22 protein-coding genes are annotated in these 25,392 nt (G+C 65.6%); 6 read left to right on the forward strand and 16 right to left on the reverse strand.

The genetic code is table 11. The annotated features are described in order from the left end of the window. Positions 1–62: 62 nt before the first annotated feature. Genes ACODSM_RS07160 through ACODSM_RS07175 form a run of 4 tightly spaced genes read left to right on the forward strand, consistent with a single transcriptional unit; the run spans position 63 to position 5,596 of the window. The gene (locus tag ACODSM_RS07160; RefSeq protein WP_488804797.1) at positions 63–1,916 is read left to right on the forward strand and encodes a DNA recombination protein RmuC; all 1,854 of its coding nucleotides are present in this window, start codon (positions 63–65) and stop codon (positions 1,914–1,916) included. Continuing rightward, the gene (locus ACODSM_RS07165) at positions 1,913–3,112 is read left to right on the forward strand and encodes an MFS transporter (RefSeq protein WP_488804798.1); all 1,200 of its coding nucleotides are present in this window, start codon (positions 1,913–1,915) and stop codon (positions 3,110–3,112) included. Before ACODSM_RS07160 ends, ACODSM_RS07165 begins: the two co-directional genes overlap by 4 nt. Positions 3,113–3,152: 40 nt before the next feature. After that, positions 3,153–4,490, forward strand: a complete 1,338-nt coding sequence (locus ACODSM_RS07170; protein ID WP_488804799.1) for a surface lipoprotein assembly modifier — start codon at positions 3,153–3,155, stop codon at positions 4,488–4,490. Between the two features lie 47 nt (positions 4,491–4,537). After that, positions 4,538–5,596, forward strand: coding sequence for a FecR family protein (locus tag ACODSM_RS07175; protein WP_488804800.1), 1,059 nt, complete (start codon positions 4,538–4,540; stop codon positions 5,594–5,596). 57 nt (positions 5,597–5,653) lie between these two features. Here the strand turns inward: ACODSM_RS07175 and ACODSM_RS07180 are convergent, their stop codons facing one another. The 5 genes from ACODSM_RS07180 to ACODSM_RS07200 all read right to left on the reverse strand — a co-directional run bounded on the left by ACODSM_RS07180 (position 5,654) and on the right by ACODSM_RS07200 (position 9,978). After that, positions 5,654–6,517 carry an LOG family protein gene (locus ACODSM_RS07180; protein ID WP_488804801.1) on the reverse strand — a complete coding sequence of 288 codons (864 nt, stop codon included), beginning with the start codon at positions 6,515–6,517 and terminating at the stop codon, positions 5,654–5,656. Positions 6,518–6,636: 119 nt separating this feature from the next. Then, positions 6,637–7,020 carry a fluoride efflux transporter CrcB gene (crcB, locus tag ACODSM_RS07185; protein WP_488804802.1) on the reverse strand — a complete coding sequence of 128 codons (384 nt, stop codon included), beginning with the start codon at positions 7,018–7,020 and terminating at the stop codon, positions 6,637–6,639. 121 nt (positions 7,021–7,141) lie between these two features. Next, on the reverse strand, positions 7,142–8,446 hold the full coding sequence (locus tag ACODSM_RS07190) for a TRAP transporter large permease (protein ID WP_291442545.1): 1,305 nt from the start codon (positions 8,444–8,446) through the stop codon (positions 7,142–7,144). A gap of 20 nt (positions 8,447–8,466) precedes the next feature. After that, positions 8,467–8,976, reverse strand: coding sequence for a TRAP transporter small permease (locus ACODSM_RS07195; protein WP_015014448.1), 510 nt, complete (start codon positions 8,974–8,976; stop codon positions 8,467–8,469). A gap of 18 nt (positions 8,977–8,994) precedes the next feature. Then, a complete protein-coding gene (locus tag ACODSM_RS07200) occupies positions 8,995–9,978 on the reverse strand; it encodes a TRAP transporter substrate-binding protein (RefSeq protein ID WP_291442546.1) in 984 nt (327 codons plus the stop codon). Positions 9,979–10,165: 187 nt separating this feature from the next. Here ACODSM_RS07200 and ACODSM_RS07205 point away from each other — a divergent pair, with 187 nt between their 5' ends. Then, positions 10,166–10,720 carry a winged helix DNA-binding protein gene (locus ACODSM_RS07205; RefSeq protein ID WP_060986439.1) on the forward strand — a complete coding sequence of 185 codons (555 nt, stop codon included), beginning with the start codon at positions 10,166–10,168 and terminating at the stop codon, positions 10,718–10,720. A gap of 92 nt (positions 10,721–10,812) precedes the next feature. After that, entirely contained in the window at positions 10,813–14,463 is a 3,651-nt protein-coding gene (locus tag ACODSM_RS07210; RefSeq protein ID WP_488804803.1) for a hydantoinase B/oxoprolinase family protein, read from the forward strand. A 79-nt stretch (positions 14,464–14,542) separates the two neighbouring features. Here the strand turns inward: ACODSM_RS07210 and mnhG are convergent, their stop codons facing one another. From mnhG to rpsA, 11 genes are all read right to left on the reverse strand, one after another. Further along, positions 14,543–14,941, reverse strand: a complete 399-nt coding sequence (gene mnhG / locus ACODSM_RS07215; RefSeq protein ID WP_056645432.1) for a monovalent cation/H(+) antiporter subunit G — start codon at positions 14,939–14,941, stop codon at positions 14,543–14,545. Next, entirely contained in the window at positions 14,938–15,216 is a 279-nt protein-coding gene (locus ACODSM_RS07220; RefSeq protein ID WP_056063664.1) for a K+/H+ antiporter subunit F, read from the reverse strand. The genes mnhG and ACODSM_RS07220 overlap by 4 nt, the downstream gene beginning before the upstream one ends. Continuing rightward, entirely contained in the window at positions 15,213–15,722 is a 510-nt protein-coding gene (locus ACODSM_RS07225) for a Na+/H+ antiporter subunit E (protein ID WP_488804916.1), read from the reverse strand. The genes ACODSM_RS07220 and ACODSM_RS07225 overlap by 4 nt, the downstream gene beginning before the upstream one ends. A gap of 38 nt (positions 15,723–15,760) precedes the next feature. Beyond that, the gene (locus ACODSM_RS07230; protein ID WP_488804804.1) at positions 15,761–17,482 is read right to left on the reverse strand and encodes a monovalent cation/H+ antiporter subunit D; all 1,722 of its coding nucleotides are present in this window, start codon (positions 17,480–17,482) and stop codon (positions 15,761–15,763) included. A gap of 159 nt (positions 17,483–17,641) precedes the next feature. Beyond that, positions 17,642–18,007, reverse strand: a complete 366-nt coding sequence (locus tag ACODSM_RS07235) for a Na+/H+ antiporter subunit C (protein WP_015014440.1) — start codon at positions 18,005–18,007, stop codon at positions 17,642–17,644. Continuing rightward, the gene (locus ACODSM_RS07240; protein ID WP_488804805.1) at positions 17,998–20,943 is read right to left on the reverse strand and encodes a monovalent cation/H+ antiporter subunit A; all 2,946 of its coding nucleotides are present in this window, start codon (positions 20,941–20,943) and stop codon (positions 17,998–18,000) included. Before ACODSM_RS07240 ends, ACODSM_RS07235 begins: the two co-directional genes overlap by 10 nt. A 115-nt stretch (positions 20,944–21,058) precedes the next feature. After that, complete coding sequence (locus tag ACODSM_RS07245) at positions 21,059–21,520, reverse strand: ComEA family DNA-binding protein (RefSeq protein WP_488804806.1); 462 nt, start codon at positions 21,518–21,520, stop codon at positions 21,059–21,061. A 37-nt stretch (positions 21,521–21,557) separates the two neighbouring features. Then, positions 21,558–22,715, reverse strand: coding sequence for a lipopolysaccharide assembly protein LapB (gene lapB, locus ACODSM_RS07250; RefSeq protein WP_488804807.1), 1,158 nt, complete (start codon positions 22,713–22,715; stop codon positions 21,558–21,560). After that, the gene (locus ACODSM_RS07255) at positions 22,705–23,034 is read right to left on the reverse strand and encodes a LapA family protein (RefSeq protein WP_015014436.1); all 330 of its coding nucleotides are present in this window, start codon (positions 23,032–23,034) and stop codon (positions 22,705–22,707) included. The genes lapB and ACODSM_RS07255 overlap by 11 nt, the downstream gene beginning before the upstream one ends. Before the next feature lie 132 nt (positions 23,035–23,166). Continuing rightward, entirely contained in the window at positions 23,167–23,499 is a 333-nt protein-coding gene (locus tag ACODSM_RS07260; protein WP_488804917.1) for an integration host factor subunit beta, read from the reverse strand. Between the two features lie 89 nt (positions 23,500–23,588). Next, positions 23,589–25,274 carry a 30S ribosomal protein S1 gene (rpsA, locus tag ACODSM_RS07265; protein ID WP_056063647.1) on the reverse strand — a complete coding sequence of 562 codons (1,686 nt, stop codon included), beginning with the start codon at positions 25,272–25,274 and terminating at the stop codon, positions 23,589–23,591. Positions 25,275–25,392 lie beyond the last annotated feature (118 nt).

A 25,392-nucleotide genomic window follows, 5' to 3' on the forward strand; every position in this document is an offset into this window, starting at 1 on the left:
GTCCAATCGACCGGATGCGCTAGTCGATCATGCGCTGATAGCTATCAAAACCATAGTAAACCTTGACCACTGACACCCTTGTTCTCCTGGCAGCGCTGGCACTGGCGCTGGTTCTTCTCGTGGTGCTGTTGCTGCGCCGTCCCCGCGTGGATCTGCCGCCCGAGTGGCTGACACGCCTGCAGTCGCTGGAGCAAACCACGCAGTCCACCCAGATTGCCGTGGCCAAGAATGACGGCGCGCTGGACGGCATGGGGCAGCAGCTGCGCGGCTTTACCCAGACCACACAGTCCACGCTGGAGACCCTGCGCCACGCGGTGGATGAACGCCTGGCCCAGGCGGTGGCCGAGTCCCGCAACGGGCGAGCGGAGCTGCTGGCAGCTTTCGGCGTGTTTGAAGGGCGGCTGGACCAGCGCCTGGCGGCTTTCGATGCGGCGCTGACGCAGCGCCAGGCCGCACAAGACGCCGCCCTGGCCCAGCGGTTTGACGCCTTGCAGAACGCCGTGGCGGGCCGGCTGGAAGAGAGCAGCAAGGCTTTGCTGGCCCATCTGGCCCAGGGCCAAGCCGACGCGGCAGCCGCGCGCACCGAGCTGTCGGCCACCCTGGTGGGCTTTCGCACCGAGCTGACCACCACCACCGCCGCGCTGGCAGCCGAAAGCGTCAAGTCCCGCGAAGCCATGGCCGAAAGCACGGCGCTTTTTGAAAAGCGCATCCAGGAGCGCTTTGAGGCCCTGCAGGCTGCCACGCGCCTCACGCTCGACTCGCTCAAGGGCGACATCCAGACCCAGCTGGGCGCCATGTCTACCGCGCTCAAGGACCAGCTCGAAGCCAACGGCTTTCAGATCAAGAACCAGTTCTCGGTGCTGCAAGACGCCGTGTCGCAGCAGCTCACCGGCATGGTGCAAGGTAGCCAGCAGAACGCCGAGCAGCTGCGCAACGCGCTCAACGAACGTCTGGCTGCCATACAGGCCGACAACGCCACCAAGCTCGAAGAAATGCGCCGCACGGTGGACGAAAAACTCCACGCCACGCTGGAGCAGCGCCTGGGCGAGTCCTTCAAACTGGTCAGCGACCGGCTCGAACAGGTGCACAAGGGCCTGGGTGAGATGCAGACCCTGGCGGGCAGCGTGGGCGACTTGAAGCGCGTGATGACCAACGTGAAGACGCGTGGCACGTGGGGCGAAATGCAGCTGGGCGCCATCATCGACAACGTGCTGACGCCCGACCAGTTCGCGCGCAACGTCAAGACTGTTCCGGGCAGTGACGAGCTGGTGGAGTTTGCGATCCGCCTGCCCGGCAAGAGCGACGAGCATCCGGTGTGGCTGCCCATCGACTCGAAGTACCCCGTGGAGCAGTATCAGCGCCTGCTGGACGCGCAGGACGCGGCCGACAAGGCAGCCATCCAGTCAGCGGGCAACGCGTTCGAAACCTCGATCAAGCTCGAAGCCAAGAAGATCTTCGCCAAGTACGTGTCGCCCCCGCACACCACTGACTTTGCCGTGCTCTACCTGCCTACCGAAGGCCTGTTTGCCGAAGTCATGCGCCGCCCCGGTCTGGTCGAAGCCGTGCAGAACGACTGCCGCGTGATGATCACCGGGCCGGCCAATCTGGCCGCCATGCTCAACAGCCTGCAGATGGGTTTCAAGACTCTGGCGATTGAAAAGCGCTCGTCGGAGGTCTGGAGCCTCTTGGGCATGGTCAAGACCGAATTCGCCAAGTTTGGCGATGTGGTCGAGGCCACCAAAAAGTCCATCGACGCCGCCGCCAAGAAGTTTGACGAGGTGGGCGTGCGCACCCGCGCCATCCAGCGCAAGCTGCGCGATGTGCAGGAATTGCCTGCGCCCGGCGCGGCCGGTCCGCTGGTGGGTGGCAGCACCCCGGCATTGCCCGGTCTGGACCCCGAGGAAGACCTGCAGTGAACTGGGCTCTGGCGCGCCTGATTGCGGGTCAGATCTGCGTGCACGCCTGCATGGCAGGCATGCGTCTGGCCGCTCCGCTGCTCGCCCTGCGCGAGGGCCACAGTGCTGCGGCCGTGGGGGTGTTGCTGGCACTGTTTGCCCTCACGCAGGTCTTTCTGGCCCTTCCGGCAGGGCGCTATGCAGACCGGCACGGCCTCAAGCGCCCCGTGGGCTTCGCGGTGGCGGTGGCATCGGCCGGAGCGGCGCTGGCGCTGGTGTTCCCTGTTTTTCCGGTGTTGTGCTTGGCGGCGTTGATGACCGGTGGCGCCAGCGGCGCTGCAATCATTGCGCTGCAGCGCCACGTGGGGCGCGCCGCGCACGACGCCACGCAGCTCAAGCAAGTGTTCAGCTGGCTGGCCATCGGGCCTGCGGTGTCCAACTTCATCGGGCCTTTTTGTGCGGGGCTCATGATCGACAACGCGGGCAGCGCGGCGGGCAGCATGGAGGGCTACCGCGCCGCCTTTGCTCTGATGGCCGTGTTACCCCTGCTCACCTGGTTCTGGGTGCGCGACACGGTCGAGCTGCCGCCGGTGATCGCGGCCGCAGGTGGCCCTCCCCAACGCGCATGGGACCTGATGAACGAGCCACCGTTCCGTCGCCTGCTGCTGGTCAACTGGATCTTGTCCTCGTGCTGGGATGTGCACACCTTTGTGGTGCCGCTGCTCGGGCACGAGCGGGGCTTGTCGGCGTCGGTCATCGGCTCCATCCTGGGCGCGTTTGCGATTGCTGCTGCCGTCATCCGGGTGCTGATGCCCATCGTGGCCGAGCGGCTGCGCGAGCGGGTGGTGGTGGCGGGGGCCATGGTGGCAACCGCCGTGCTGTTTGGTGTGTACCCGCTGCTGCACAGCGCGCTGGCCATGGGCGTTTGTTCGGTGCTGCTCGGGTTTGCGCTGGGCTCAGTGCAGCCCATGGTGATGAGCCTGCTGCACCAGATCACGCCGCCAGCGCGCCACGGCGAGGCACTGGGCCTGCGGCTCATGGCCATCAATGCATCCAGCGTGCTCATGCCCATGCTGTTTGGATCGGCCGGGGCAGTGATTGGCGTGGGAGGCCTGTTCTGGGTGGTCGGCTGCGCCGTGGGCACGGGTGCACGCACGGCGTGGCGCATGGGTGAAAACCACCCTCCAGAGTCCCCCAAAAGGGGTAAACAGGTGTAAATTGCCTCCACCCGGCAGCGGGTTTCGAGAGGGGGCGTTCATGTACCTGCGAATTTGGTCACGGCGCGTGCTGCCATGGTGCGCGGTTCTGGCCTGGGGCGGTGGTTTGTCATGCGCAGCGCGGGCTGATGAGCTGGTACAGCAAGCGCTGGCGCTGGTGCAACAAGGTCAGGCACTTCAGGCGTTTCGCTTGCTGGATGCCCAGGAGGCCCAGCGGGCAGGCGACCCGGTATTCGACGCCGCCATGGGCGATGCTGCCCACGCAGCCGGGCAGTACACGCGGGCCATCATGGCGCGCGAGCGTTGGCTGGCTGCACAACCCGGCAACATGGAGGCCCAGGTGGCGCTGGGGCAATCCCTGCAGGCCGTGGGCGACCGCCGGGGCGTGATGGCTTTGCCTGCACCCGTGCAGGCCGCACTGATTCCGGTGGATGCCGGGCACACGCTCGATCAGTTTTTGTATTCCTACGATCGGCTCGATGCCGGAGGACGCTCTTCGCTCAAGGGCTATGTGGAGCTGGGCGTCGGCCACGACTCCAATGCCAACGCAGCGCCCGTGGTGGGCGACCTGCAGTCGCCTGTGCCCGGCACCCCGGCGTGGGCGCTGCTGCCTGAGGCGCTGGCAACCTCCGGCAACTATGTGGTGGCGCAAGCGGGGCTGCGGGGGCGGGCAGTGCTCAACGCGCGCTGGTCTGTGGTGGGCACAGCCGTTGGGGCTGCCCGGCACTATGGGGGCGGTGCAGACCGGTTTGACCACACGGCACTGGATGGCACCCTGGGGCTGGCCTGGCGGGCAGAGCGCCATGAACTGATTGCGTCTGGCCAAGGGTCTTACTACGCGCTGGACGGCACGCGGCTGCGGACCATGGGCGGCGTGCTGGGCGAATGGATTTACCGCATAGACGGTTTTCGCCAGTGGGGCAGCTTTGTGCAGGTGCTCGACGTGCGTTACCCCGATCAGGCGCTGCGCAACGTGCGCCGCAGCGTGGTGGGCACGTCGTATTCCCATTTGTTCCGACACGGTTCGTCGGCCTATGGTGGCGTGTACGGGGGGCAGGAGCGCGCGCAGGCCAGCGGCGCCGACGCGCTGGGCCACCGGCTGTGGGGCCTGCGGGCGGGCGGGCAGTGGCCTCTGGCGCCCCAATGGTCTGTGTTTGCCAGTGCAGACTGGGAGCACCGGCGCTACGGCGGGCAAGACCCGTTTTTTGCAGTCACCCGTACCGACCGGCAGGCCCAGGTGGCCCTGGGGTTGAACTGGGCCCCATCGCCGGGGTGGCGGATCACGCCGCAATGGTCGTTCACGCGCAACGCGTCCACACTGCCCATCACCGACTATGAGCGCCGGGTGTTCTCCATTACCGTGCGCCGGGAGTTCTGAATGCTGTTACGTCGCTGGTCCTGTGCCGATGCACCTGGGAGTTGTCTATGACGTCAGACCAAAAATATGCGCGGCTGGCGCTGCTGATGGGCATGGTGGCGGCGTGGCCGCTGACCGGACTGGCCGCTGCGGGGCTGGTGCAGTTCACGGCGGGAGATGTGCAGCTGCGGCGGGGCGAGACCTTGTCGCGCCTGTCCAAGGGCTCCGAACTGGATGGGGGCGATGTGGTGCTGACCGGCACCGAAGGCAGGGCGCAGATACGCTTCTCGGACGGGGGGCTGGTGGCCTTGTACCCCGACTCGCAGTTCACCGTCACCCGATATGCCGATGGGGCCGGAGCGGGCGAAGACCACTTTGTGGTGAACCTGCTGCGGGGCGGGATGCGTGCCCTCACGGGGCTCATCGGCAAGCGCAATCCCGCCAACTACAAGGTGGTCACGCCGACGGCGGTGGTGGGCATCCGGGGGTCCGCCTTCTTGCTGGCCATCGATGCCAACGGTCAGGTGTTCGTGTCTGGTGAGCAGGACGAGATCGAGGTCTGCACCCAGGCGGGCTGTGTGGGCGTGACGGCGGGCGAGGCGGTGCTGGTGGTCTCCGACCAGGACCTGCCGGTCTACACCCACACCCGTGCGTTGCTGCCGGTGCCCCAGGTTCAGACACCCTTGGTGGCAGGTGACCAAGTGGACGTGCAGGGGCGCCGCGCTTTTGTCTACATCGTTCCGGCGCCGGTCCCTGTGCCCGTTCCACCGCCGCCAGAGGCCGCGCCGCCGCCAGCGCCCGTGCCGGTGTCGCCACCAGAGGTTGTACCTTCCCCTGTACCTGCGCCGCAGCCTAGCACTCCGGCTCCTCCAACGCGACCACCAGCTCCACCGCCTCCGACGACTACGGTTCCGCCACCTCCGACGACTACGGTTCCGCCACCTCCGACGACTACGGTTCCGCCACCTCCTACGACCACGGTTCCGCCACCTCCGACGACCACGGTTCCGCCGCCTCCTACGACCACGGTTCCGCCGCCTCCGACGGTCAGGCCACCGATTGTGTTTGTCCCGGTGGTACCCATCATCCTGCGGCCGCCACCTCCGCCGCCGCCTGTCATCAGGTAGCAGAAACAGGCATCAACACCCCGCCGACGCGTGCGCGCACCGGCGGGGTGTTGGCTTTTACAGCTTGTAGAACGCGCGGATCAGGTCCCAGGCTTCCTGGGGTTCATCGGTGTAGTGAAACAGGTTGAGGTCCTGCGCAGAGATGGTGCCTTCTTCCACCAGCACATCAAAGTTGATGAGGCGCTTCCAGTAGTCCGTGCCGAACAGCACGATGGGCACGGGCTTGGCCTTTTTGGTCTGGACCAGGGTCAGCACTTCAAACAGCTCGTCCAGCGTGCCAAAGCCGCCAGGGAAGGCCACCAGCGCCTTGGCGCGCATCATGAAATGCATCTTGCGCAGTGCGAAGTAATGGAACTTGAAGGACAGCGACGGCGAGATGAAACGGTTGCCGCTTTGCTCGTGGGGCAGGGCAATGTTCAGGCCCACGTTCAGTGCACCGGCATCGTGGGCACCCCGGTTGGCGGCCTCCATGATGCCGGGGCCGCCGCCGGTGCAGATGTAGATGCGGTCGGCGGGGCGCTGGCGTTCGCTGTAGTCGGCCACCAGTTTGGCGAACTGGCGGGCCAGGTCGTAATAGCCAGCGTTGCGCACGGCCAGGCGCGCGCGGCGCACGCGGTCGGCATCGCCACTGGCTTCGGCGTCGGCCAGCTGGGCTGCGGCTTCGTCGGGCGCCACAAAGCGCGCGCTGCCGTACACCACCACGGTGCTTTCAATGCCTTGTTCGGCCTGGCCCAGGTCGGGCTTGAGCATTTCGAGCTGAAAGCGGATGCCGCGCGTTTCGCGGCGGAACATGAATTCGGGGTCGGCAAAGGCCATGCGGTTGGCGTCGGCCTGCAGGGGGTTGCCGTTGTGGGCGTGGTTGTGCAGCTCGGCCCAGGCATCGGCCAGGCGGCGTTCGTTGAGTTGGGTGTTGGCTTCCATGAGGGGCTCGCGTATCGGTAGGTGAACAGAGAAGATCGGGGCAGCACCGGCAGCAGCAGGTGAGGGCCCATGCAGTGTGGCGTGGATTGATGACGAAATGACGTGCTAGCGCAGGAATATCAGGCGCGAGATGCTATGAAATACGAAGCACTTTGCATGCCAAGCACTGTGAGGCCCAGGGAGCCCAACAGATGCAGTGCGGTGGTGCCCAGTGCCAGGGCGTAGCGCTGCACCATCAGCATCTCAACGACGTCTGCCGAGAAACTGGAGAAGGTGGTGAGCGCGCCCAGAAACCCGGTGACCAGCGCCAGCCGCCACACGGGGTCAAGCTGGGGCATGGCGTGGAACACCGCCACACACACGCCAATGAGGTAGCCGCCCACCAGATTGGCGGCAAGTGTGCCCCAGGGAATCAGCCCGCCGGGGCTGAGCCACAGGCCCAGGCGCCAGCGCGCCAATGCGCCCACACAAGCGCCGATGCAGATGGCAAGGACGTTCAACATCGGGGCATTGTCGCTGGATTTTGAGGCGTCGGACGGGCTGCTCTCCATCCCCCAAAACGCCAAGCGGGGCGTCCCCGGTGGGGGCGCCCCGCTTGGTGGTACCTGCTGGTGGCAGGTGTGTTTAGCGCGCCGACATCTGCTGTGGCAACCAGGTCACGATGCCAGGGAAGACATAGATCAACGCCACAGCGCCACACATCAGGAAGAACATGGGCATGGCCACCTTGGCAATCCAGGGCAGCTGGCGCCCCGTCATGCCCTGCAGCACAAACAGGTTGAAGCCCACGGGCGGTGTGATCTGCGCCATCTCGACCACCAGCACGATGAAGATACCGAACCAGATGGGGTCGATGCCCGCAGCCTGCACCGTGGGCATGAGCACGCCCATGGTCAGTACCACCATCGAGATACCGTCGAGAAAGCAGCCCAGGATGATGTAGAAAATCGCCAGCGCCACGATGAGCTGCGCCTGGTTCAAGCCCAGCGACGCGATCCACTCCGCCAGGTGGCGCGGCAGGCCGATGTAGCCCATGGCCAGCGTGAGGAACGCAGCACCCGCGAGGATCAGCGCGATCATGCAGTACAGGCGCGTGGCGCCCATCAGCGAGTCCTTGAACGTGCCCCAGGTCATCGAGCCCTGCACGGCCGACAGCACCAGCGAGCCCACCACGCCCACGGCCGCTGCCTCGGTGGCGGTGGCGAAGCCGGTGTAGATGGAGCCCAGCACGGCCGCAATCAGCAGCACCACGGGGATCAGGCTGCGCGATTCCGACAGCTTTTGCATGAAGCTCATGCGCACGTCGGCGGCAGGCACCTGCTCGGGGTGGCGCAGTGCCCACAGCATGATGTAGCCCGAGAAAAGTGCCGCCAGCAGGATGCCCGGCAGCACACCCGCAATGAACAGCTGCGAGATCGATACCTCGGCCGACACGCCGTACACGATCATGATGATGGACGGCGGGATCAACAGGCCCAGCGTGCTGGCACCCGCCAGCGTGCCCACCACCATGTGTTCGGGGTAGCCCCGGCGCGTCAGCTCGGGCAGCGTCATCTTGCCGATGGTGGCGCAGGTGGCGGCGCTCGACCCCGACACGGCGGCAAAGATGGTGCAGCCCACCACGTTGGTGTGCAGCAGCCGGCCCGGCAGCGCCTGTACCCAGGGGGCCAGGCCTTTGAACATGTCTTGCGACAGCCGCGTGCGGAACAGGATCTCGCCCATCCAGATGAACAGGGGCAGGGCCGTGAGCGTCCAGCTGGAGGCGCTGCCCCAGATGGTCACCGCCATCGCATCGCCCGCCGGGCGGGCGGAGAACAGCTGCATGGCGATCCAGGCGACGCCGGAGAGGGTGAGCCCGATCCATACGCCGCTGCCCAGAATCAGGAACAGCGACAGTACGAGCAGGCCGGTTATGGCGAGATCACTCATGGTAGGTCGTGCAGCAGGGGTTATTCATTGCGCAAAGCTTCGCCAGACGAGGCATCCACACGCTTGCCCATCATCTCCAGCACCAGCTCGTCCAGGAACGCGATGGCCAGAATCACCGTGCCCACGGCCATGGCGATCTGCGGAATCCACAGAGGCGTGGCGTCGCTGCTGGTAGAGATGTCGTGAAACTCGTGCGACTGCCAGGCCAGCTTGCAGCTGTACACCGCAAACAGCACGGCCAGCAGGGTGGCAATGGCCAAAGCCCAGATCTCGAACGCCTTCTTGGCGCCGCCCTTCAAGAAGTTGAGCAGCAGCGTGACGCGGATGTGCTCGCCGCGCTTCAAGGTGTGGGCGAGTGCCAGGAAGCCCGATGCGGCCATCAGATAGCCCGCATAGGCGTCCGTGCCCGGCACGTGAAAGTGGAACTGCCGGCTGGCGATGGACAGCAACACCATCCCCAGCAGGCCGACCATGAAAAGCGCCGCCAGGGCGGCGGCGCTGTCGTACAGAAAGTCCAGCAGACGGCGCATGTGCGTGGGCGCCTGCGCTTATTTGCGATAGGCGTCGATGAGCGCCTTGCCTTCGGGGCCGGCCTTGTCCAGCCATTCCTTGAGCATGGTGTCACCCACCTTGGCCATGTCGGCCTTCAGCGCGGCCGGTGGGGTCACCACGTCCATGCCGTTGGCCTTGAGCTTGGCGACGGTGTCGGTGTTGACCTTGGCACTGTTGGCCCAGCCGCGTGCCTCGGCGTCGGCACCGGCCTTCAGCAGCGCTTCCTGGCTGGGCTTGTCCAGCGCGTCAAACGCCTTCTTGTTCACCAGCACGGCGTTCTTGGGCAGCCAGGCCTGGGTGTCGTAGTAAAACTTGAGGTGTTCGTACAGCTTGCTGTCCACACCGGTGGCGCCCGACGTCATCGTCGATTCGACCACGCCCGTGGCCAGGGCCTGCGAGAACTCCGCAGCCTGCACCGTAACGGGCTGGGCGCCGACCAGCTCGGCAATGCGCGCGGTGGCAGGGCTGTAGGCGCGCCACTTGATCCCCTTGAGGTCAGCGGCAGAGGCCAGCGGCTTCTTGGTGTAGATGCCTTGTGGAGGCCAGGCCACGGCGTACAGCAGCATCATTCCCTGCTCAGCCAGCTTCTTTTCCAGGAAGGGCTTTTGGGCGGCGTAGAGCTTCTTGGAGGCGTCGTAGCTGTCGGCCAGGAAGGGCAGGCCATCCACGCCAAACAGCTGCCATTCGTTCTGGAAGTTGGCCAGCAGGATCTCACCCATCTGCGCCTGGCCGCCTTGCACGGCGCGCTTGATTTCAGGGGCCTTGAACAGCGCAGCGTTGGCATGCACCGTGATCTTGAGCTTGCCGCCCGTGGCCTTGTCCACATCGCTGGCCAGCTGCACCATGTTCTCGGTGTGGAAGTTGGTGGCAGGGTAGGCGGCGGCCAGGTCCCACTTGGTCTGGGCGAATGCCGAGGTGGCAGACAGGCCCGCAGCCAGGGTCAGGGCGAGTGCGGTCACGGGGAAGATTCGACGCTTCATGGATATTGCTCCGCAGGGTTGTATGTACAAGGTTGGATGTAACAAATCACTGTATCGGAAGCCGATCCGATTGCGATAGGTGTTTTGCCTAAACGCTGACAAATTGCCAACAAATTACCATCGACTTGCCTACAATGCCCCATGCATATCCCGTGCCAATGACAGAACCCGCAGGCCCGAACCCGCCATGAAATCTGACGCCAAGCCCAAGGCCAAGTCCGCGCTTCCACCCAAAGCCGACTCCGGTCCCATCGTGTCATCGGCGCACTTGGTGTCGGCGCAGAGCGCAGAGATGAGCGAGTTCGAGTTTGGTCTCATCGTGGCGGGCAATGCGTTCCACCGCTGGGTGGTGCACTGCATGGCGGCGGCGGGCCTCAAGGACCTGACGCCGCTCGACGTGGTGGTGCTGCACCATGTCACGCACCGCGCACGCGACAAGCGCCTGGCTGACATCTGTTTCATCATGAACGTGGAAGACACGCACCTGGTGAATTACTCGCTCAAAAAGCTGCAGACCCTGGGCGTGGTGGCCTCGCAGAAGAATGGCAAGGAAGTGACCTACGCCGCCACTGACACCGGCCGCGCCTACGTGCAGCGCTACCGCGAGATCCGCGAGAGCTGCCTGATCGATGCGCTCAAGGCCGATGATGCGCTCAACCGTGACATTGGCGAGCTGGCCCGTTTGCTGCGTGTGCTCTCGGGCATGTACGACCAGGCGGCGCGCTCGGCCGCGTCGATGTGACCTTAGGCCTCCGATTTTTGAATTTTTGAATGAAAAGCGGCTGTAGCGCAGGTATTGAATGCGCTGACAGCTATTAATTAGATAGCACCACCATGTCCCAAAAAGCTTCTTCTTTGGCCCGCTGGCAGTTCTGGATCGACCGGGGCGGCACCTTCACCGATGTGGTGGGCAAGCGCCCGGACGGCACTCTGGTCACGCACAAGCTGCTGTCCGAGAACCCCGAGCAGTACAAGGACGCGGCCGTGGCCGGCATCCGCCACCTGCTGGGCCTGCAGCCCGGAGAGCCGGTGACGCCCGCCCTGGTGGAGTGCGTGAAGATGGGCACCACCGTGGCCACCAACGCGCTGCTGGAACGCAAGGGCGAGCCCACGCTGCTCATCACCACCAAGGGTTTCAAGGACGCGCTGCGCATCGCCTACCAGAACCGCCCGCGTTTGTTTGACCGCCATATCGTGCTGCCCGAGCTGCTGTACGAGCGCGTGGTCGAGGCGCAGGAGCGCATGGGCGCGCACGGCGAAGTGATCGAGCCGCTGGACGAAGCGCATCTGAAGGAGCGCCTGTGGGCCGCCTACGACGCGGGCTTGCGCAGCGCGGCCATCGTGTTCATGCACGGCTACCGCTACACCGCGCATGAAGAGGCTGCGGCCCGCATTGCGCGCGAGATTGGCTTTACGCAAGTGAGCGCATCGCACGCCACCAGCCCCATGATGAAGCTGGTGAGCCGTGGCGACACCACGGTGGTAGATGCGTACCTGTCGCCCATCCTGCGCCGCTATGTGGACCAGGTGGCGAGCGAAATGCCGGGCGTGAAGCTGTTCTTCATGCAGTCCTCCGGCGGCCTGACGGACGCGCAGGTGTTCCAGGGCAAGGACGCGATTTTGAGCGGCCCCGCAGGCGGCATCGTGGGCATGGCGCGTACCGCAGGCCTGGCGGGCCATGACAAGGTCATCGGCTTTGACATGGGCGGCACCAGCACCGACGTGAGCCATTACGCGGGCGAGTTCGAGCGCGAGTTTGAGACGCAGGTGGCCGGCGTGCGCATGCGCGCGCCCATGATGAGCATCCACACCGTGGCAGCCGGTGGCGGCTCCATCCTCGGCTTTGACGGTGCACGCTTCCGCGTGGGTCCCGAGAGCGCAGGCGCCAACCCCGGCCCCGCCAGCTACCGCCGGGGCGGCCCGCTGGCCGTGACCGATGCGAACGTGATGGTGGGCAAGATCCAGCCCGCGCACTTCCCCAAGGTGTTTGGCCATGCCGCCAACGAGGCACTCGATGGCGATGCGGTGGCGCAGAAGTTTGGCGACCTCGCTACCCAAACCGGGCGCAGCGCCGAGGACGTGGCGCACGGTTTTATCCAGATCGCCGTGCAGCAGATGGCCAATGCCATCAAGAAGATCAGCGTCGCGCGCGGCTATGACGTGACGCGCTACACGCTGCAGTGTTTTGGCGGCGCAGGCGGCCAGCACGCGTGTTTGGTGGCCGATGCTTTGGGCATGACGCGCGTGTTTGTGCACCCGCTGGCCGGTGTGCTCAGCGCCTATGGCATGGGCTTGGCGGACCAGAACGTGATCCGCGAACAGGCCGTGGAAACGAAGCTGGTGCCCGAGGCACTCGCAGGCATCGAAGCCACGCTGGACCAATTGGCCACCACCGCCCGCACCGAGCTGGAGCGCCAGCAGGTGGGCGCAGGCACAGCCGTGGTGCACCGCCGCGTGCATGTGCGCTACGAGGGCAGCGACTCGGCACTAATCGTGCCGTTCGGCTCGCTGACCGAGATCACCGCAGGCTTTGAGGCCGCCTACCGCCAGCGCTTTGCCTTCCTCATGCAGGGCAAGGGCCTCGTGGTCGAAGCGGTTTCCGTCGAGGCCGTGGTGCCCGGCGATGCCCCCGTGGAGCCGCGCCACGCGCTGCAGCCCGCGCGCGAGGTGCCGCGCCGCAGCACCGTGCGCATGTACACCGGCGGCGTGGACGGCGTGCCCGCCTGGCACGAAGCGGCATTGGTGGTGCGCGAGGACCTGCGCCCCGGCGATGTGATCCCCGGCCCGGCCATCATTGCCGAGAAGAACGCCACAACAATAGTCGAGCCCGGCTGGGAGGCCGCGCTGACCGACCTGGACCACCTGCTGCTCAACCGCCGCGTGGCGCGCGCCGTGCAGCATGCCGTGGGCACCACGGTGGACCCGGTGCTGCTGGAGGTGTTCAACAACCTGTTCATGAACATTGCCGAGCAGATGGGGCTGCAGCTGCAGAACACGGCGTACTCGGTCAACATCAAGGAGCGGCTCGATTTCAGCTGCGCGCTGTTCGACACCGCAGGCAACCTGATCGCCAACGCGCCCCACATGCCCGTGCACCTGGGCAGCATGGGCGAGAGCATCAAGACCGTGATCCGCGAGAACGCGGGCCGCATGCAGCCGGGCGATGTGTTTGTGCTCAACGACCCGTACCACGGCGGCACGCACCTGCCGGACATCACGGTCATCACGCCGGTCTACATCGCCAACGAGGCCGAGCCCACGTTCTATGTGGGCAGCCGGGGCCACCACGCCGATGTGGGCGGCACCACGCCGGGCTCCATGCCGCCGTTCTCCACGCGCATTGAAGAAGAGGGCGTACAGATCAACAATGTGAAGCTGGTGGAGCGCGGCGTGCTGCGCGAGGCGGAGATGATTGCGCTGCTGGAAAGCGGCGAATATCCATCCCGCAACCCGCAGCAGAACATGGCCGACCTGCGCGCGCAGATCGCCGCCAACGAGAAAGGCCAGCAGGAGCTGCGCCGCATGGTGGCCGAGTTTGGGCTGGACGTGGTGCAGGCCTATATGCGCCATGTGCAGGACAACGCCGAAGAGTCCGTGCGCCGTGTCATCACACGGCTCAAGGATGGTGCGTTCACACTGCCTCTGGACAACGGCGCGCAGATCAGCGTGGCCGTGAAGGTGGATGCAGCGAGTCGCAGCGCCACTATCGACTTCACCGGCACCAGCCCGCAGCAGACGAACAACTTCAACGCGCCCACGGCGGTGTGCATGGCGGCGGTGCTGTATGTGTTCCGCACGCTGGTGGATGACGACATTCCGCTGAACGCGGGGTGCCTCAAGCCGCTCAACGTCATCATCCCGCCCGGCAGCATGCTCAACCCCAACCCACCCGCATCGGTGGTGGCGGGCAATGTGGAAACGTCCACCTGCATCACCAACGCGCTGTATGGCGCCTTGGGCCTGATGGCGGCGGGACAGTGCACGATGAACAACTTCACCTTTGGCAGCACACGCTACCAGTACTACGAGACCATCTCGGGCGGCAGCGGCGCGGGCGGTGTGTGGGATGCCAACGGGCAACTGGCGGGCGGTTTTGACGGCACCAGCGTCGTGCAGTGCCACATGACCAACTCGCGCCTGACGGACCCCGAGGTGCTGGAGTTCCGCTTTCCGGTGCGGCTGGAGGGCTACGAGATTCGCAAGGGATCGGGCGGTGCGGGGCAGTACAAGGGCGGGGACGGCGGCATCCGCCGTGTGCGCTTCCTCGAACCGATGACGGCCAGCATCTTGTCCAACGGCCGCCACCATGGCGCGTTTGGCATGGCGGGTGGCCAGCCGGGCGCGGTGGGCATCAACAAGGTGGTGCGCAGCGATGGCCGGGTGGAGCTGCTGGACCACATTGGCCAGGCCGAGATGGCGCCGGGCGATGTGTTTGAGATTCACACCCCCGGCGGCGGCGGGTTTGGCGCGCCAGGGGCAAAATAAGCGCCAAAAATGCTGCAGGCGCTTGTTTCATATGCGCCTGCAGCTATCAAATCAGGAGTAATAGATCAGGGGTAAGTGATCAGGAATCTTTGGCTTCTGGGCTGCCATCCACCTTGGGCTGGCTCAGGCTGGGTGGCACATCGCGCCCGGCCTGCCGGGCGCGGAACAGCGCAGCGCGCATCAGAAAGATCGACATGATGGGCACTGTGATCGCCACGAATACGGCAATCAGCAGCGCGTGCAGCGCCAAGCTGCTGTCGGCCACCGAGAAGTACAGCACCGTGCCGTGCATGATCAGCCAGCAGCCCAGCGTGGCGATGATGGAGGGGGCGTGTACCCGTTCAAAAAACGTGGGCAGCCGCAGCAGTCCGATGGAGCCCAGCAGGGCCAGCGCGGCACCGGCCAGCACCAGCACGGCCACGATGATCTCCAGCCACAGCGGAAGAACCGCCGTGACGGTGGTGGCAGCGTCGGTCATTCGATCACCTCGCCGCGCAGCAAAAACTTGGCCATGGCCATGGAGCCGACAAAGCTGAACAGCGCCAGCAGCAGCGCGGCCTCGAAGTAGTTCTTGCTGCCGTAGAGCAGGCCCAGCACCAGCATCACCAGCATGCCGCTCAGGTACATGCAGTCCAGCGCCAGCACACGGTCTTGCGCGGACGGGCCCTTGAGCAGTCGGATCAACGCACAGCCCATGGCCAGCGCGAGCATCAGCAGGGCGGCCGGCAGGGCCCAGTCCAGCACGGGGGTCATTCAAAAATCTCCATCAAGGGGGCCTCGTAGCGCTGCTTCACCTCAGCGATTACCGTGGCGGGGTCGTCCAACTCCAGCACGTGCAGCAGCAGCATGCTGCGGTCCAGAGAAATCTCGGCCCACGCGGTACCGGGCGTGATGCACACGATCATCGCCATCACGGCCAATGCGTTGGGGTCTCGCACGTCCAGCGGGATGTGCACAAAGCCCGCAGGGTGGCGCCTGCGGCCGGGCGCCAGCAGCAGGCGGGCCACCGCGAGGTTGGACCGGGTGGTGTCTGCCACCACCGTGAGTGCCAGGCGCAAGACGGTGCCCGGCTTGCGGATGCGCACCGGCAGCGGGCGCAGCCCGGCGGTGAGCAGCGGGATGGCCAGTGCCAGCACCGTGCCCAGCACGAAGTGGCCCGCGCTCAGGCTGCGGTTGAGCAGCAGCCACAGGCCCAGGAGCGCCAGCGAGAGCAGCGGGGCCGGCACCAGGCGCCGCAATGGACCAGGGCGTGGCGGCATGGCGGGGGCGTTGGACGCCGCAGGTTGAGCAGGTTGGGTCATGGCTTGTCCCCCGGTGGCGTGGTTTCAGGCATCGCCGCAGGCGAAGCCGCGACGGGAGCAGCGGTCATCACCGCACGCACGTAAGTGCTGGGCGCATGCAGGGCATCGGCCGTGGCCTGGGTGTAGCGCATCACCGCCCCAGCCTGCCACACCAGCGCCACGCAAGCTAGCAGCAGCAGCGCAATGGGCAGCCCCTCCAGCACCAAAAGCTGCGGTGAAGCACGGCCCTGGGCCGACCAGAAATGGCGAATGCCCGCGCGTGTGAGTGCCAGCAGCGCCAGCAGCCCCGAGCTCACCAGCAACGCCACCAGCATCCAGCCCGCAGCGCCCAGGCGGATGCCCTGGGCCGCGCCCAGCCCCAGCGGGTTGAGCAGTGCGTGGATCATGGCGAACTTGCCCACAAAACCGGGCAAGGGCGGCAGGCCCGCAATGACCAGCGTGCAGGCCATGAACGCCAGGCCCAGAAAGGCCGCTGCGGCGGGGATGACCTGGCCGATCAGCGCCTGTTCCTTGTCGTCCAGGTTCATGCCCTCGGTGGGCACCAGGTCGGCCGACAGAAAGGGTGCGTCGTCGGTCTGCTCATACGGAGCGAGGTTGGCACCGTTGTTGCGCCAGCGGTCGATCAGGTCGGTGAGCAGGAACAGCGCACTCACAGCCAGGGTAGAGCTGAGCAGGTAGTACAGCAGTCCACCCGTGAGCAGGTTTTGCCCAAAGCCCACGGCGGCCAGCAGTGTGCCCGACGACAGCACGGCGCTGAACCCTGCCAGGTGCCCCAGCCGCTGCGAACCCAGCATACCAATCGCACCAAAGGCCATGGTCAGCATGCCACCGCCAATGAGCCACTGGCTGCCAAACAGCGCGGATTCACCGGCCTCGGCGCCAAACAGCAGCGTCCACAGCCGCAGCACGCTGTACACGCCCACCTTGGTCATGAGCGCGAAAAGCGCACCCACGGGCGCCGTGGCCGCGCTGTAGGCAGGCACCAGCCAGAAGTTGAGCGGCCACACGGCGGCCTTGATGAGGAACGCGACCGCCAGAATGGCCGCGGCCGCATGCAGCAGCCCCCGGTCTGCCACGGCCACACCCGCAATGCTCTGGGCCAGGTCGGCCATGTTGAGCGTGCCGGTGATGCCGTAGAGCATCGACACCCCGATGAGGAACAGCGAAGAGGCCGCGAGGTTGATGGCGATGTAGTGCAGCCCCGCCGACACGCGCGGGCGGCCCGAGCCATGCAGCAGCAGCCCGTAGGACGCCGCCAGCATGATCTCGAAGAACACAAACAGGTTGAACAGGTCGGCCGTGAGGAACGCGCCGGCCAGCCCCATGAGCTGGAACTGGAACAGCGGGTGAAAGTGCACACCCGCCCGGTGCCAGCGCGCGGCCGAGAACAGCACCGTGGCGAGCGCCACGGTGCTGGTCAGCACCAGCATCATGGCCGACAGGCGGTCGATGACCAGCACGATGCCGAACGGCGCCGGCCAGTTGCCCGGCAGGTACACGCCCAGGCTGGTCTGCACGCTGGGCTCCTTGGCCTGCACCAGCAGCAACACAGCCACCACCAGTCCGACCAGGGTCGATGTGATGTTGAGCGTGACCTTGGTGCGCTGGCGTTCTTCGCGCAGCAGCAGCATGAGCCCGGCCGTGAGCAGGGGCAGCGCAATGGGCGCGAGGATCAGGTGTGGCATCAGCCGCTCAAGCAGCATGTGCATGAGTGTCATGTGATTGGTCCAAGACGCTGCGCATGAAACTGGCACGCCCCAGGCCAGGGCAGCCGAGAAAGGGCCGCCCCGCAGCGAGGGCTGCGTCCCCCTGCCCGCAGTGCGCAGCACTGCGAGAGCGGGGGGAAGCGGCGAAGCCGCTCAGGGGGGTGTTCTTCATCATGGCATTTCCTGCACGTCTTTACCCTTGGTGCCGTCCACATGGTCGGTGCCCGCCATGCCACGCGATGCCAGCAACACCACGAGGAAGAGGGCGGTCATGGCAAAGCCGATGACGATGGCCGTGAGTGTGAGCGCCTGGGGCATGGGGTCGGCATAGTGGGCCAGGTCTTGAGGCACCCCGGGCTGCAGCACGGGCTCCTTGTCAATCGCGAGGCCCAGGCGGCCCATGCTGAAAATGAAGAGGTTGACGGCATACGACAGCAGCGACAGGCCCATGATGACCTGGAAGGTGCGGGGCCGCAGCAGCAGCCACACGCCGGAGCCGGTGAGCACGCCGATGGCCAGGGCCAGTATCAGTTCCATGGACCTTCTCCCGGTGTGGCGGCGGCCTGGGCTTCTTCGGCCGCGCGTGCGTTGTTGTAGCGGTGGCTGCGCACCGACTGGTGGGCAATGCCGGTGAGGATGAGCATGGTGGAGCCCACCACCAGGGTGAACACGCCGATGTCGAAGAACAGCGCGCTGGCCACGTGGATCTCACCCACCATGGGCAGCGAAAAATGCGCCGTGTGGCTGGTCAAAAACGGATAGCCCCAGGCCAGTGCGCCCAGGCCCGTGGCCAGTGCGGCGAGCAGGCCCACACCGATCCAGCGGCGCGGGTACAGCGGCAGATGCGCCTCGACCCACGAGGTGCCCGAGACGATGTACTGCAGCAGCAGCGCCACCGAGAACACCAGCCCCGCCACAAAGCCGCCGCCGGGCTCGTTGTGGCCGCGCATGAAGAGGTAGACAGCGACCAGCGTGGCAAACGGCAGCATCAGCCGCACCAGCACGGCGGGCACCATGAGGTAGCCCACGGCGGTGTCGGCAGTCTGGCGTGGGTTGGCGAGGTCGGTGTCCACATCGGCGGGCAGTGCGCGCTGCTGGGGCGGCAGGTCCATCACCTCGCGCGCAGGGCGGAAGCGCCGCAGCAGCGCATAGACCGTGAGCGCCACGATGCCGAGCACCACGATCTCGCCAAAGGTGTCAAAGCCCCGGAAGTCCACCAGCATGACGTTGACCACGTTGGTGCCGCCCCCTTCGGTAAGCGCACGCTCCAGGAAGAAGGTGGAGGTGCTGTCGGGGAAGGGGCGGCTCATCATCGCGAACGACAGCAGGGCCATGCCACCCCCTGCGGCCAACGTCAGCGCCATGTCGCGGTAGCGGCGCAGCTGGGTGCGGCGCTCTTCGGCCAGCGTGGGCACGCGCAGGCTCTCGTCGCGCCGCGGCAGCCAGCGCAGGCCCAGCAGGATGAGGATGGTGGTCACCACCTCCACCACGATCTGTGTGAGCGCCAGGTCGGGCGCCGAGAACCAAAGGAACGTGAGGCACACGCACAGCCCGGAGCCACCCAGCAGCGTCAGTGCCGCCAGCCGGTGGTATTTGGCCTGCCAGGCTGCCGCCACGGCGCACACGGCACCCAGCAACCACAGCAGCGCAAAGGCGGGGGACAGCGGCAGCTGCACCCGGTCGCCAATGGGCAGGCCCCGCGCCCACAGGGGCAGGGTGCCCGCCACCAGCGCGGCGCACACCAGCCACAGCATTTGCCACTGCAGGCGACCAGTGCCCAGCAGGCGGCGGCCATTGCGGCCCACCAAGCTGAGCGAGGCCAGCGTGGCCTCAAAGGCCCGCTGGCCGCTGATGCGGCGCATGACGGGTGGCGCATCGATAGCGCCCTTTTCGCGCTGCCAGCGCAGCAGGGCGTAGAGCGCGATGCCCCCGCCCAATGCGACCAAGCTCATCACAAACGGGGTGTTGAACCCATGCCAGACCGCCAGGCTGTACGTGGGCAGCTCGCCTCCCACCACGGGCCGTGCGGCAGCGGCCAGGTAGGCCCCCACCGACCATGCGGGCAACGTGCCCACCACGAGGCAGGCCAGCACCAGCAGTTCGACCGGAACGCGCATCCAGTGCGGCGGCTCGTGGGGCGGGCGCGGCAGATCGGTGGCGGGAGTGCCGAAGAACACATCCACCGTAAAGCGCAGCGAGTACGCCACGCTGAACATGCCGGCCACCGTGGCGGCCACCGGCAGCAGCCATTCGAGCAACGGTGTGGTGTTCACGTACACCGTCTCGGCAAAGAACATTTCCTTGGACAGGAAACCGTTGAGCAGTGGCACGCCCGCCATGGCCGCGCTGGCCACCATGGCCAGGGTGGCGGTGATCGGCATCATGGTGCGCAGGCCCGACAGGCGGCGTATGTCGCGCGTGCCGCTTTCATGGTCCACGATGCCCACGGCCATGAACAGCGAGGCCTTGAAGGTGGCGTGGTTCATGATGTGGAACACGGCCGCCACGGCGGCCAGCGGGCTGTTCAGGCCCAGCAGCAGGGTGATGAGGCCCAGGTGCGAAATGGTGGAATACGCCAGCAGCCCCTTGAGGTCGTTCTGGAACATGGCCGCGTAGCCGCCCACCAGCAAGGTGGCCAGGCCCGCGCCGCCCACCAGCCAGAACCACTGCTCGGTGCCTGCGAGCGCAGGCCACAGGCGCGCCAGCAAAAACACACCCGCCTTGACCATGGTGGCCGAGTGCAGGTACGCCGACACGGGCGTGGGCGCAGCCATGGCGTTGGGCAGCCAGAAGTGGAACGGGAACTGCGCGCTCTTGGTGAGCGCGCCCAGCAGAATGAGGACGAGTGCAGTGGTGTAGAGCGGATGGTTCTGGATGAGCTGCCCTGCAACCAGCACATGGTCAAGGTCGTAGCTGCCCACGATGTGGCCCAGCACCAGCATGCCCGCCAGCATGGCCAGGCCGCCTGTGCCGGTCACCGTCAGCGCCATGCGTGCGCCACGCCGGGCATCCTTGCGGTGGTGCCAGTAGCCGATCAGCAGGAAGGAAAACAGGCTGGTCAGCTCCCAGAAAAACGCAATCTGGATGATGTTGCCCGACAGCACCACACCCGCCATCGCGCCCATGAAGGCCAGAAAAAACGAGAAGAAGCGTGGCACCGGGTCGGCCGCAGACATGTAGTAGCGCGCATACAGCACCACCAGGCTGCCCACGCCCAGCACCAGCATGCAGAACATCCACGCGAAACCGTCCATGCGGATCACAAGGTTCAGACCCAGCGCGGGCAGCCAGGCCAGCTCTTGCCGGATCACGCCGCCGTCCGCAATCTCCGGGAAGTAGAGCGCCGCCTGCGCTGTGCAGAACACGGCGATAAGGCCCGCCAGGGTGGACTCGGTATTGCGGGCGTTAGATGGCAGAACCGCTGCCAGCAGGCTGCCGATGAAGGGGAGAAGGATGAGCGTGATCAGGGGCATGCGCAGATGATTTTAGGGGTAGCTCCTAAAAACCCTGTCCAGCCCTTGCCGATGCGCACGCGATGCCGCAAAAAAACAAGCCCGCTGGAGCGGTCTTGCTGCTTGTGAAGCGTGCTTAGTTTTTGCTAGCGCCCGTTGCGGGGGCCGGCGTTAGCGCTGTCGGTGCCGCCGTCGCCGTGGCGGGTGGTGTGGCTGGCGTGGTTGCCGTTGCGGCCTCCTTGTCAGCGCTGCCACGGGCCTTGCGGTCTGCTGCCTGGTAGCTGCTGTGCCTTTTGCCGGATTTGGCTTCTGCCTTGGCGGCGGCTGCTGCGCTGTACTTCTTGCCGTTGACGGTCAGGCCCTCTTTGGAGAAGTTGACGGCACTCTTGTTGCCCACGCCGCCCACACGGCCGATGAAGTCTGCCCAGTCCTTGAAGGGGGCACTCTGGCGCTCCTGGAGGATGCGACCCGACAGGCCGGGCCCGATGCCCTTGATGCCATCCAGTTCGGCCTCGGTGGCGGTGTTCACGTCCACGGCGGCCCAGGTGGCGGTGGCGAGCAGCGTGGCAACCAGCAGGGTCAGCAGTTTCTTCAGCATGGCAAGGGTCTTACAGCGTTGGGGATGAAGGCTTGGGTCAGAGTTCTTCGACCCGGCGTGCGGGGTAGCTGTCCCAGGTCTGGCAGCCGGGGCATTGCCAGAAATGCTGGCGCGCCTCGAAGCCACAGGCCGCGCAGCGGTAGCGGGTCAGGGGCTTGACGGCATGGTCCAGGGCACGTTGAACCTGGGGGTGGAATTCTTCGTGTTCCAGCTTTTCGGTGGCCAGCCATTTGGCGGCGGCGACCAGAGAGCGTTCCTTGTCCAGGTGCTCCACATAACGCTGGCGGGCAGACGGGCGGGTGGCCTCGTCGGCAGCCTCCATCGCCACGATGCTTTCCAGCACGTCCAGCGAAGGCGCTTGCGCATAGTGCGCCTGCAAAAGGGCATGCACTTCCTGGGTGCGGCCAGTAGCGGTGGCAGCCTCGACCATCAGCGGGGCGGCCAGGGGCAGCGCTGCGGGGGTGCGCTCGCCCAGCGCCTTGAGTGTGGATAGCACGGCAGCCGGCTGACCCATCAGGCGTTGCAGGCGCGCCAGTTCAATGCGCGCGCGCGCGGCCTCGGGAGCCGCGGCCACGGCCTGGTCCAGCAGGGCCTGAGCGCCCGGCAGGTCGCCTTGCGCGCTCAGCGCCAGCGCCTGCTCGCACAGGTAGTGGGCTTGCCGGGTGCTGAAGTCGCCCTGATCGGCGTCGTGCATCTTGCGGGCAATGGTGGCGGCATGGGGCCAGTCGCGCGAACGTTCGTAGATGGCCAGCAGCGCCAGGCGGGCCTGGGCCTCGAACGGGGTGCCCTCCAGGCGCTGCAGCGCATCTTCGGCGCGGTCGAGCAGCCCGGCCTTGAGGAAGTCGAGCGCCAGTGCATGCTGGGCGCGTTCGCGGTCAGTACGGCTCAGGTCGCCGCGCGAGAGCAGGTGCTCGTGCACACGCACGGCACGGTCGTATTCGCCCCGGCGGCGAAACAGGTTGCCCAGGGCGAAGTGCAGCTCGGAGGTGTCGGGGTCGTTCTGCACGGCCTCGATGAAGGCGTCGATGGCTTGGTCTTGCTGCTCGTTGAGCAGGAAGTTCAGACCCTTGAAGTACGCCTTTGGGGCGCGGCGGTTTTCGGCGCGCAGCTGGCGCAGGTCAAAACGCGACGCCAGCCAGCCCAGCACAAACGCCAGGGGCAGGCCCAGCAGTATCCAGCTCAGGTCAAATTCCATGGATCGAAGGCAGGTCAGGAGGTGGTGGGGGCACTGCCGGGGTGGCGCTGGCGGCGGGAGGCGCTGCGGGCGCAGGTGCCACAACGACTGCGGCCTGGGCGCGGCGTGCGGCATTGCGGTGGCGCCACCAGCGCGGCACCATGCCCAAGGCCCCGACGACCAGACCTGCGGCGAACGCGGTCAGCACCACCAGCACCAGCGGCGCGCGCCATTGCGTGCCAAAGAAGAAATGCACGGTCGCGTCCTGCTGGTTGTTCAGCGCGAAGGCGAAGAGCGTAAAAAAAATGGCTGCCTTGAGCAGCCACAGGAGGTATTTCATCGGTCTCCCCAGTGGTGGGGCGATTCTAAGAGCTTGGCGCATTAGGCCTGCGCATTGCTGCACGAAGGCCAATACAAGCCAAAACGGCAGCAGGCGCTAGTGAATCATGCGCTTGCTGCTATCAATTTAGTATCAGTTGCCCAGGGGGCCTGTGGCAGGCGGGGCCTTTTCTTCCATTTCGGCCGTGCGTTTGTCCACGGCTTCGCGCAGGGCCTTGCCTGGCTTGAAATGGGGCACACGCTTTTCGGGAATGGCCACAGCCTCGCCACTGCGTGGATTGCGGCCCATGCGGGGAGGGCGGTGGTTGACCGAGAAGCTGCCAAAGCCCCGGATCTCGATGCGGTGCCCGCGCACCAGGGCCTCGCCCACGGCGTCCAGAATGGTCTTGACGGCGTATTCTGCATCCCGGTGGGTGAGCTGGCCGAAACGGGCGGCCAGTTCTTCGACGAGGTCTGAGCGGGTCATGGAATCTTGGGACATGGGCAGGCAGTCTTGGCTGAAAAAAGAGCGGGCGCCGAGGCGCCCGCTGTCTGACCGTTTAACGGGTCAGCGCTTTACTTTTCCGAGTTGTCCAGCTTGGCGCGCAGCAGGGCGCCCAGGCTGGTCGTGCCGGCGCTTTCGCGGCTCGATTGCTGGCTCAGGTTGGCCATGGCGCCTTGTTCGTCAGCCATGTCCTTCTGCTTGATCGACAGCTGGATGTTGCGGGTCTTGCGATCCACGTTCACCACCACGGCCGTAACTTCGTCGCCTTCCTTCAGCACATTGCGGGCATCTTCCACGCGGTCGCGGGAGATTTCCGAAGCGCGCAGGTAGCCCACGATGTCTTCGCCGAGGTCGATTTCAGCGCCACGGGCGTCCACGGTCTTGACCTTGCCGGTCACCGTCTGGCCCTTGTCGTTCACGGTCACGAAGGTCGTGAATGGGTCGCCGTCGAGCTGCTTGATGCCCAGCGAGATGCGTTCGCGGTCCACGTCCACGGCCAGCACGATGGCTTCCACTTCCTGGCCCTTCTTGTAGTTGCGAACAGCGGCTTCGCCGGGTTCGTTCCACGAGAGGTCAGACAGGTGCACCAGGCCGTCGATGCCGGCAGCCAAGCCCACGAACACGCCGAAGTCGGTGATCGACTTGATCGGACCCTTCACGCGGTCGCCGCGCTTCGTGTCCTGTGCGAATTCTTGCCATGGGTTGGCCTTGCACTGCTTCATGCCCAGGCTGATGCGGCGCTTGTCTTCGTCGATTTCCAGAACCATGACTTCGACTTCGTCGCCCAGCGAAACCAGCTTGGCGGGAGCGATGTTCTTGTTGGTCCAGTCCATTTCAGACACGTGCACCAGGCCTTCGATGCCAGGTTCGAGTTCGACGAACGCGCCGTAGTCGGCAATGTTCGTGATCTTGCCGAACAGGCGGGTGCCTTGGGGGTAGCGGCGGTTCACGCCCATCCATGGGTCGTCGCCCATTTGCTTCAGACCCAGGGACACGCGGTTCTTTTCGGTGTCGAACTTCAGGATCTTGGCGGTGATTTCCTGACCAGCGGTCACCACTTCGGAAGGGTGACGAACGCGGCGCCATGCCATGTCGGTGATGTGAAGCAGGCCGTCGATGCCGCCCAGGTCCACGAACGCACCGTATTCGGTGATGTTCTTGACCACGCCCTGAACGATGGAACCTTCCTTCAGGGTTTCCATCAGCTTGGCGCGCTCTTCGCCCATGGAGGCTTCCACCACAGCGCGGCGGCTCAGCACCACGTTGTTGCGCTTGCGGTCCAGCTTGATGACCTTGAATTCCATGGTCTTGTTTTCGTACGGCGTCAGATCCTTGATCGGACGGGTATCGATCAGCGAACCGGGCAGGAATGCGCGGATGCCGTTGACCAGAACGGTCAGGCCGCCCTTGACCTTGCCGCTGGTCGTGCCAGTGACGAATTCGCCGGATTCCAGGGCCTTTTCCAGACTCATCCAGGAAGCCAGACGCTTGGCGGTGTCGCGCGACAGGATGGTGTCGCCGTAGCCGTTTTCGATGGAGCCAATGGCCACCGACACGAAGTCACCCACTTGGACTTCGACTTCGCCCTTGTCGTTCTTGAACTCTTCCAGCGGCACGTAGGCTTCGGACTTGAGGCCAGCGTTCACGACCACGAAGTTGTGCTCGACGCGCACGACTTCAGCGGTGATGACTTCGCCTGGGCGCATTTCCGTGCGCTGCAAGGATTCTTCAAAAAGGGCGGCAAAAGATTCGGACATGTGTTTCCTTGCCACAAACAGGATTCCGGTAGCACCATTGCTACCGTTTTTATAGCTGCTTGCGGTGGTTTTTGCGGCAGAGCCGCGGGTTAGGTTATCGATCCACACAACCTGTGCG

It is taken from the genome of Acidovorax sp. FG42 (assembly GCF_057809195.1).